Below are 9,191 nucleotides of genomic sequence, written 5' to 3' on the forward strand. Positions count from 1 at the left end.
GCTGGTGGTGGTGCCTCTACCCCGGCGGCGGGTCGGCGGAAACCACACGGGCGGGCTCGCCGCGCGCCAGGTGGTGACGGGCCCACAACATCAGGGCGCCGGGTTCGAGCAGCAGTGCGCCGAGCAGCGCGAAGGTGATGCTCAGCGCCCCGAGCAGCCCGAGCTGGCGGACCGGCCCGAGGCCCGACGATGACAGCACCACGAATGCGCCAAGGGTGGTGACCGCGGACCCGGTCAAGGCCATTCCCGTGCGCTCGATCGTGGCCCGGGTCGCAGTGGCGGGGTCGTGTCCGTGGCCGATCTCCTCGGTGAAGCGGTTCACGACGTGGATCCCGTAGGGAACGCCGATCCCGAGCGAGATCGCGGTGATCGTCGAGGTGACGGGGTTGAAGCTGATGCCGAGGAACCACATCGCACCGAACAGCATCGTTGCGCTGAAGGCGGCTGGAAGGAGGGCCGCGATGCCCAAGGTGGGACGCCGCTGCACACCCCCGTAGTAGGCGACCAGCAGGACCAGGACCGAGACCATGGCGATGACGATCGACCTCGTCTGAAAGACGCGGAGCTCCTCGGCCATCTCGGAGAGGACGAGTTGCTCGCTGGTGACGGTGATCGTGGCGCCAGCGGCGACGACCGGTGCGAACGCCTGCTCGATCTGCACCCGCATCCGTTCGGTCTCCGAACCCGTCCCGGCCGTCGTCTGGATGTGGACCACCCCGGCGGTGGCGTCGTCGGCGAGGAGCTCGGCTACCACCGTTGCCCCGGCTGCGTCACGCAGCTGGTCATAGAGGGGGCCCAGGTCGTCGACCCCGGCCGCGAGCGAGGCCAGGTCGGGGTCGGCATCGCCGGTGAGCTCCCGCGCTGCGGTCAGCGCGAGGGTGGCGATGGAGCGGGCCTCGGCTTGGCCGTTGACGCTGCGAACCTGATCGACCCGACCGAGCGCGTCGTGTCCGACCAGCATCGCCGCGAGCAGCTGCGGGTCACCGAGGTCGCCGTCGACGATCACATAGGTCGTCTCCGCCAGGTCACCGCCGAACAGCTCGGACTGGGTCTCGAAGGTCCGGCCGATGTCGGAGTCCTCGGGCACGAAGTCAGTGGTGTCGAAGGTGGTCTCCAGCTCCGAGGAGACGCTCAGCGCCGACACGGCCAACACCGCACCGACCGCCAGCGCGACGACCGGGGCGCGGGAGGCCAGCCACACCGGCGCGGCGAACATTCGGTCAGTGGCGCGGTGCCGGATCCGGGTGCTCACTGCCATGGTTCGCCGACCCCGGAGCGTGTTCACCGCCGAGACGAGCAGCGCCATGACCACGAACGCACAGATCACCCCGAAGGCGGTGAAGATCCCCACGTCGGCGATGACCGTGAGGGGCGCGGCGGCGTTCGACGCGAAGCCGAGCGCGGTCGCGGCGGTGGCGAGCACGAGCGCGGCGCCGACCGTGTGGAGCGAGCGAGAAGCCGCGACGGCCGGCGCGTCCCCGGCCGATCGCTGCTCGCGATGACGGAACACCAGATGGACCGTGTAGTCGATGCCGAGACCAACGAGCAGGACCGGGATCACGATGCCGATCTGGCTGAACTCGCCGCGCCAATCCAGGACCTGGGGCCCGAGGACGACGACCAGGCCGAGGGTCCACACCACGATCATGATCAGACCGGCCAGGCCAACGACCAGATCGGTGACCGAGCGCAGGATGAACCACAGGAGCACCAGCACCACCAGCAGCGCCAGACCGAGCAGCGTCGGCATCTCCCGCTCGACCTCCTCGAGCAGCCCGTCCATGAGCAGGTCGGCGCTGAAGACCAGCACCGAGGGTCCACCGGCTCCGACTCCCTCGCCGTGGCCATCCGAGAGCATCGCCTCCACGTCGCGCATCGCGTCGAGGCTCTCCTCGTCGCTGAGACGAGGGGCGAGCTCGACGAGCACGAACGTGGCCCGTGCCGACGGGACGTCCAGGTCGCGCTCGAAGCTGATGAACCGCGCCAGCTGCGGTCGGAGGTCGAGGAGGTCACCGAGAGCCCCGCGGACCTCTTGGTCACTCGCCCCGGTCAGCGAGGTGCCACGATCCTCCAGGGCATCGGCAACGATCCCGGCGAGTGAACGAACCGCGGGGGAGTCGTCGACGTCGAGTCGGATCCGGTCACCCAGCACGTCTTCGACCCGTTCCCGTACCTCCTCGACCACTCGTAGCCCGTCAGCGTCGAGAACATCGCCGCCGGGCCCCGCGTCCACCAGCACCTGGATGGCGCTTTCGGCTACACCGAACTCGCTCTGGACCCGGTCGAGCGCGGCGACCACCTCGGAGTCCTCGTCGGCGAAGGCCGCCAGGTCGACCTCCATCTCGAGCTTGGTGGCGGACCAGCCCATCGCCATGGTGACCAACCCCAGCCCGACCAGGACCCACACCGGATGTCTGGTCGCGGGACGTGAGAACAGATCGAGCAGGCGACGCACAGATCTTGCAGGCTAGCCACCGACCGGGTGGTCAGCGGCTGGTCGGGGTGCAGCGTCAGCGGAGGAAGCGGAGGCACTCGGTGTCGTGTTGTAGCAGGAGACGGCGGCGCAGCACGGGGTTGTCGGCCGACTGGCTGGTGTGACATTCGATGGCGGCGAACTGCGTCGTGCGGTCGACCTCCAGAGTGAGGTGGCACTCGTCGTCGTTGCGGCCCACGAAGGTCGTGTCGAACTCCTGGTTCAGCGTGGCCGCGACCTGTGCCGGGATCGCCCATGCGAGAACACGGAGGTCGAGCATGTCGGCGGCGGCCAGCGCGGCGTCGGTCGCGGCCTGGTGGTCGGGATGGCCGGTGATGCCACCGTGGTCGAAGACGAGGAGCCCCTCGGCGTCGACATCGGTCGCGAGCTCCACGACGTGGTCGACGAGGGCATCACGTGGTTGATCGGCGAGTGCGCCGTCGGGGTAGTCGAGCACGTGGACTCCGGCCACACCAAGGTGGTCGCTGGCCGCGGCGAGCTCGGCGGCTCGGATGGTGGTGAGGTCGCCGTCGATGCCGTGGAGCGTGGAAGCTTCACCGTGGGTGAAGCAGAGGATCGTGACCTCGGTTCCGCCGGTCGCGAAGGCATGGATGAGGGCACCGACCCCGAAGGACTCGTCGTCGGGGTGGGCGCACACGACGAGCATGCCCGTCAGGTCGGGTAGCGCACCGGTCATCGTGGTCCTCAGAAGGTGATGACCTTGTCCGCCCAGATGCTCCAGTCGGTCAGCTCGTCGAGGGTGGACCGCTCGGTCCCGTAGGGCGGGTCGTTCAGGATCAGCAGCGTCTTCATGTGTCGTCCCTTCGTCGCCGCCTACAGTAGCAGACATTCAAGAGATCAGTTGACCAGTTGAACAAATCCTGTATGGTGTCGGTTGTGACAGCACGCACCAAGTCCGCGTTGTACGACCAGTTCGCACTGGTGGGGAAGGCGTTCTCCAACGGTCGGCGCGCCGAGCTCGTCGACGTGCTCGCCCAGGGCGAGCGGTCGGTCGAGGCGCTGGCCGAACAGATCGGCCAGTCGGTGGCGAACACCTCCCAGCACCTGCAGGTCCTGGCCCGCTCCGGCCTGGTGGCCTCGCGCCGCGACGGGAACCGCATCGTGTACCGGCTTGCTGGAGCGCAGGTCGAGTCTCTGTGGGAGACGCTGCGGGCGGTCGCGGCCGAGAACGTCACCGGCGTTCACCAGGCGGCAGACGAGTACCTGGGAGATCGCGGCGAGCTCGAGCAGGTGAGCCGAGACGAGCTCGCTCGGCGCCTGGGCCAGGGCGTTCTCGTGTGGGACGTCCGACCGGGTGCCGAGTTCGAGGCCGGGCACATCCCCGGCGCGGTCTCGGTGCCCCCCGAGGAGGTCCAGCGACGACTCGACGACGTGCCCGCCGACGTCGAGATCGTGGCCTACTGCCGTGGCCGCTTCTGCGTGTTCGCCGACGAGGCCGTCCGCGCCCTGGCCGCCCGCGATCGGCGGGCCATGCGACTCGAAGACGGCTTCCCCGAATGGCGGCGGGCCGGGCTCCCGGTCGCCGTGGGATGACCAACGCCGCAACACCGCCATCGACCGGCACTGCGGCGACCGGCATCCAGCTCGGTCTGCGTGAGAACCTGCCCCAGTTCGGGTTGTTGGTCCTGATCAACGCCCTGGTGGGTGCCACCGTGGGTCAGGAGCGCACCGTGCTCCCGCTGCTGGCCGAGGACGTCTTCGGGCTGTCGGCCTACTCGGCGATGCTCAGCTTCATCGCGGTGTTCGGCGTGTCGAAGGCGATCACCAACCTCTTCGCCGGCACACTCGGCGACCGCTACGGCCGCAAGCCCGTGCTCATCATCGGCTGGCTCGTCGCCATCCCGGTGCCGCTGCTGTTGATCTGGGCGCCGACGTGGGGATGGGTGCTGTTCGCCAACGTCCTGCTCGGCATCAACCAGGGCCTGACCTGGTCGCTCACCGTCATCATGAAGATCGACCTCGTCGGTCCCGCTCGCCGTGGGCTGGCGATGGGACTCAACGAGGGTGCCGGCTACGGGGCCGTCGCCGCTGCCGCGTGGGCCACCGGGTGGATCGCGTCCGAGTACGGCCTGCGGCCCGAGCCCTTCTACCTGGGCATCGGCTTGGTCATCATCGGTCTCGGCCTGTCGATGGCCTTTGTTCGCGAGACCTCCCATCACGTGGCCCACGAGGCCGCCAACCACGTTCAGCGAGATGGCCACCCAGGGGCCGAGCTGACGTCGCGGCAGGTGTTCGCGCTGTCCACGTGGCGGAACCCGTCGTTGTCGGCGGCCAGCCAGGCCGGGCTTGTCAACAACCTCAACGAGGGCATGGCCTGGGGGCTGTTCCCCCTGTTCTTCGCGGCCGGCGGGGTCTCGGTGGGCAAGATCGGCGGGCTCATCGCCATCGCCCCCGCCGTGTGGGGCGTCGGCCAGCTCTTCACCGGTGCCCTGTCCGACAAGGTCGGCCGCAAGTGGCTCATCGCCGGCGGCCAGTTCGCCGAGGCGACCGGGTTGACCATCATCGCTCTCGGCAACGGCTTCGGGGTGTGGGCGCTGGGCAGCGCCGTCTTCGGTGCCGGCACCGCCATGGCCTACCCCACGCTGATCGCGGCCATCGGCGACGTCGCCCACCCCACCTGGCGGGCCAGCGCGGTCGGCGTCTACCGGCTCTGGCGCGACCTGGGCTTCGCGGTCGGCGCCGTGCTCGCCGGCGTCCTCGCCGACGTGGTCAGCATCGAGTTCGCCATCCTCATCATCGCCGGCATCACCGCCGCCAGCGGCCTCGACGTCTCGGCCCGCATGCGCGAGACCCTCCACCGCCCGCCCCTGCCGGTCGTGCCCGACTGATGGACCAGAATCGGTCCATGAGTGGGCTCACCACCGACGGGTTCGGTCACCTCGCCTGGCTCCTCCGCGGGGCGGGGTCGTGACCGTCACCGCCCCACCAGCGAGCGCCGACACGCCCGACCACGAGGCGTACCGGGCCTGGGCGCAGCGCAGGGTCCTGCGCGCCCTGGTCATCGCGCAGGTCTTCGGTGGTGCCGGTCTCGCCGCTGGGGTCAGCGTCGGCGCCCTGCTGGCCAAGGACCTGCTCGGGTCGACCACCAGCGCCGGGCTGCCAGCCGCCCTGTTCACCGCCGGCTCCGCCGGCGCAGCCCTCACCGTGGGGCGCGTGTCCCAGCGACACGGCCGACGGATCGGGCTCACTGCGGGCTACGCCGCCGGGGCGGTCGGCGGTGCCGGGGTCGTGCTCGCCGCCGTGACCGAGAACGTGCCGCTCCTGCTCCTGGCCCTCCTCGTCTACGGCGCCGGTACCGCCACCAACCTGCAGTGCCGCTATGCCGGCGCCGACCTCGCCGAGGGCTCCCGCCGAGGTCGAGCCATCAGCACCGTGCTCGTGGCCACCACCCTCGGCGCCGTCGCCGGACCGAACCTGTTGCAGCTCACCGGCGACCTGGCCGAGTCGATCGACCTTCCCCGCCTCAGCGGCCCGTTCATGCTCGCCTCCGCCGTGTACGCCACCGCCGGAATCGTGGTCGCCCTGCTCCTTCGGCCCGACCCTCTGCTCACGGCGCGAGCGCTCGCCGGCTCCGGTGGCGACATCCCGGCTGCCGCATCGGCCACTGCCGGCGAGGCGCCGCGTGACCCCGCGCCGGCCGATGCCGTCGCGTGGTGGGCGCGCAACGGTCCCCTCGTCCTCGCCGCCTCCGGCATGGTCCTCGCCCAAGCGGTCATGGTCGCGGTGATGACCATGACGCCGGTGCACCTGGAGGACCACCAACACGGCCTCGACGCCGTCGGACTCATCATCGGACTCCACATCGGCGCCATGTACCTGCCGTCGCCGCTCACCGGCCGCCTCGTCGACCGGTTCTCACCAGCTGCGATGACCGCTGCCGGCGGTGCCGTGCTCGCGACCGCCGCCTTGACCGCCGCCGCCGCCGGACCGAGTGCGACGACCCTCGCCATTGCGCTGGTCCTGCTCGGGCTCGGCTGGAACCTCTCCCTCGTCGGCGGCACCACCCTGGTCACCAACCTCACCACCCTCGAGAACCGGGCCCGAACGCAGGGCTCGGTCGATCTTGCCGTCGCCCTCGCCGGTGCCGCCGGTGGGCTGTCCAGCGGCGCCGTCGTGGCCACCGCCAGCTTCGAGGCACTCGGTTTCCTGACCGCCGGCCTCGCCGCCCTCATCGTCTTCGGCGTCGCCCGCGCCCGACAACAGGTCATCGCGACGACCTGAGGGCCCGCACGCTGCCATCCGGCCCCACTACACCGTCATTCAAGTATGAAACGCTTACAGGTCGACCTGCTCAAGATCGGATCATCGCCAAGGTCAAACGAGGCCGCGAAGCGCTCAGCTCCGTCACCGAATCCGCGACGGACCACTAGTGGCAAACCGGGTCGTTCAGGTGTACCTTAGTAATGTATGCCTGAACATCGCGTGAACCTGACGGCCGGGACGGTCGGTCGAGACGAGGAGTGGTCCGACCTTCTCGGGTTCGTCGACTCCGACGCGAAGCATTCGACGCTGGCGATCATGTGGGGCCGACGTCGAATTGGCAAGTCGTTCTTGTTGGGGCAGCTGGCTGAGGGGCGCGGGCTCTACTACGAGGCGATCCGGGGGACGGCCAGCGAAGCCCTGAGCGACCTGGGCCGCGTCGTGGGCGAGACCATCGGTGCGCCCGGCCCGCTCAACCTCCCCGACTGGGAGACTGCCATCGACACCCTGATGCGTCTGGGCGAGGACAATCCCTTCGTCGTGGTCCTCGACGAGTTCCCGTACCTGCTGGAGGAGTCCCCCGAGCTGGAGTCGATCATCCAGCGGGCGTTCAACCCGAAGGGCAAGCTGCGCAACGGCACCCGGTGCCGGCTCGTGCTCTGCGGCTCGGCGATCTCGGTGATGGCGAAGCTGCTCGCAGGGACCGCGCCACTACGGGGGCGAGCTGGACTCGACCTGCGGATGAGCCCATTCGACTACCGCGACGCGCTCGGCCTGTACCCGACCGATGACCTGCTGTTGGCCACGCACCTGTACTCGATCATCGGTGGTGTCGCGGCCTATGCCCGCGACATGGTCGACAACGATCTGCCGAAGGACCGCAAGGACCTGGCCCGCTGGGTCGCCCACCGCGTCTTGGCACCGTCAGCGCCGCTGTCGCGCGAGGCCGAGGTGCTGCTGAGTGAGGACCCGACGACCGCGCAGGCGCGCAAGCCGAACCTCTACCACGCGGTGCTCGCCGCGACCGCGTTGGGTCACCGGACGCCGGCGAAGATCAACGACTACGCCAAGCTCTCAGGACCACGCCTCGATCCGATCCTGACCACGCTGGTCGGGGCGCAGTTCATCGAGAGGCTCGTGGACCCGACGAAGAGCAACCGACCGAGGTACTTCCCTGGAGATTCGATCATCCGGTTCCACTATGCGGTCATTCGCCCGAACCAGCCGCGCCTCCGTACCCGGTCCGCTGCGACCGCGTTCTGGCCGGCCGCCGAAGCCACCTTCCGCTCGAAGGTCGTGGGCCCCACCTTCGAGGGAATGGCTCGTCACTGGGCGACGCAGTACGCGACCATTCCCGGATTGGCCGGGCCCGGCACCCAGATCGGCGCTACCACCGTGTCCGTCGACGGGGCCGAGTATGAGGTCGACCTCGTCGCCGCCCGCGACGGCGGTGACTCGCCCGGCGAGCGCACCATCACCGCTCTCGGTGAGGCGAAATCCGGTGAGGACCTCACCTTCTCGCACCTGAACAAGCTCGAACGCTTTCGGGACACACTCGGCGACCGGGCCACAGATGCCACGCTCGTGTTGTTCGGCACGAGGTTCGCGAAGAACCTCGTCGCCAGAACCAAGGATCGCGGCGACGTCGAACTGGTCGACCTCGAACGTCTCTACATGGGCAGCTGACCCGCCAGAGGTGAAGGCGACCACGCCTCAGTTCGGGGGCCGTCTGGTTCGGGTTCGCCTGTTGAGAAGGTCCACGGGCGACGAGACGAGCGCAATCGCTCTCGATTGCAGTTCCATCCGCGGAAATGCGCAGCGTGAGACCGCGGAAATGCCGCACGGGGGGTCCCCCATCGCCGGCTTGGGGGCTGACCTGGGGCAAGGCGGCAACCCGTCAGTGAGGCCGTGGAGTGGCAATCCCTATCAGGTCTGCTGACCCAGGTTTGTGGCGCGATGTCGACGAGGCCCAGCCCGGCGAGCGACATGGCATGCAGCTCTCGCTCGCAGGGCCGAGTGGTCACACCGCGAGGTACCTGCCACGCTCGGGGCGCTGGATGACTTCCTTGTCGAGGAGGTACTTCAGGGTCGCGGTGATCTCGTTGAGCCGGTCCGACCTCCCCGCCTCGACCAGGCGCTCTCGGAGCTCGCTGGGCGACAAGCTCACATCGACCGACCGCAACACAGCGCGGATCGCGTCGCTTCGCTCGAGTGACGCCAACGGCTCGACAGAGGCGCTGCCCGCCCGCAGCGCTTCGAGCTCCGCCTGCGCTCCGTGCAGTTCAGCCGTCAGCACCCGCACCTGCTCGCGCAGTTCCGCCACACGACTCGCTACTGCCGCTTCCCGTTCCAACGCCATGACGACATGCTAGCAAACAAGAAGCAAACCGCCAGCTTGCTGCACGGTTCCTGGCTGCTGGTCGGCTCCGGCGGCACCTGGACCGGGGGTAGCCTGCCAGGCGCGGTAGTCCCCGCGGTACTAAACGCGACAGTCCCG

At 69.3% G+C, this 9,191-nt stretch carries 7 protein-coding genes; 4 read left to right on the plus strand and 3 right to left on the minus strand.

All coding sequences use genetic code 11. The features are described from left to right. Positions 1 to 16: 16 nt before the first annotated feature. Both U5K29_13955 and U5K29_13960 read right to left on the minus strand, forming a co-directional pair. Positions 17 to 2,455 (minus strand): MMPL family transporter, encoded by a 2,439-nt coding sequence (locus U5K29_13955; GenBank protein MDZ7679641.1) that lies wholly within the window; start codon positions 2,453 to 2,455, stop codon positions 17 to 19. Positions 2,456 to 2,510: 55 nt separating this feature from the next. Next, positions 2,511 to 3,170, minus strand: a complete 660-nt coding sequence (locus U5K29_13960) for a PIG-L deacetylase family protein (protein ID MDZ7679642.1) — start codon at positions 3,168 to 3,170, stop codon at positions 2,511 to 2,513. Between the two features lie 200 nt (positions 3,171 to 3,370). Between U5K29_13960 and U5K29_13965 the strand changes: the two genes are divergently transcribed. The 4 genes from U5K29_13965 to U5K29_13980 all read left to right on the plus strand — a co-directional run bounded on the left by U5K29_13965 (position 3,371) and on the right by U5K29_13980 (position 8,380). Further along, entirely contained in the window at positions 3,371 to 4,027 is a 657-nt protein-coding gene (locus U5K29_13965; protein MDZ7679643.1) for a metalloregulator ArsR/SmtB family transcription factor, read from the plus strand. Next, on the plus strand, positions 4,024 to 5,322 hold the full coding sequence (locus tag U5K29_13970) for an MFS transporter (GenBank protein MDZ7679644.1): 1,299 nt from the start codon (positions 4,024 to 4,026) through the stop codon (positions 5,320 to 5,322). The genes U5K29_13965 and U5K29_13970 overlap by 4 nt, the downstream gene beginning before the upstream one ends. A 79-nt stretch (positions 5,323 to 5,401) precedes the next feature. Beyond that, positions 5,402 to 6,715 carry an MFS transporter gene (locus tag U5K29_13975; GenBank protein MDZ7679645.1) on the plus strand — a complete coding sequence of 438 codons (1,314 nt, stop codon included), beginning with the start codon at positions 5,402 to 5,404 and terminating at the stop codon, positions 6,713 to 6,715. Between the two features lie 186 nt (positions 6,716 to 6,901). Continuing rightward, entirely contained in the window at positions 6,902 to 8,380 is a 1,479-nt protein-coding gene (locus U5K29_13980; protein MDZ7679646.1) for a hypothetical protein, read from the plus strand. Positions 8,381 to 8,714: 334 nt separating this feature from the next. On the opposite strand, the gene U5K29_13985 is transcribed toward U5K29_13980, so the two are convergent. Next, positions 8,715 to 9,053 carry a hypothetical protein gene (locus tag U5K29_13985; GenBank protein ID MDZ7679647.1) on the minus strand — a complete coding sequence of 113 codons (339 nt, stop codon included), beginning with the start codon at positions 9,051 to 9,053 and terminating at the stop codon, positions 8,715 to 8,717. Positions 9,054 to 9,191 lie beyond the last annotated feature (138 nt).

Source organism: Acidimicrobiales bacterium (genome assembly GCA_034521975.1).
Classification (GTDB): Bacteria; Actinomycetota; Acidimicrobiia; order Acidimicrobiales; family SKKL01; genus SKKL01.

Coding starts and splice junctions, on each gene's coding strand:
- U5K29_13960 (MDZ7679642.1), bottom strand. CDS start 3,170: ATGACCGGTGCGCTACCCGACCTGACGGGCATGCTCGTCGTGTGCGCC.
- U5K29_13970 (MDZ7679644.1), top strand. CDS start 4,024: ATGACCAACGCCGCAACACCGCCATCGACCGGCACTGCGGCGACCGGC.
- U5K29_13980 (MDZ7679646.1), top strand. CDS start 6,902: ATGCCTGAACATCGCGTGAACCTGACGGCCGGGACGGTCGGTCGAGAC.
- U5K29_13985 (MDZ7679647.1), bottom strand. CDS start 9,053: ATGGCGTTGGAACGGGAAGCGGCAGTAGCGAGTCGTGTGGCGGAACTG.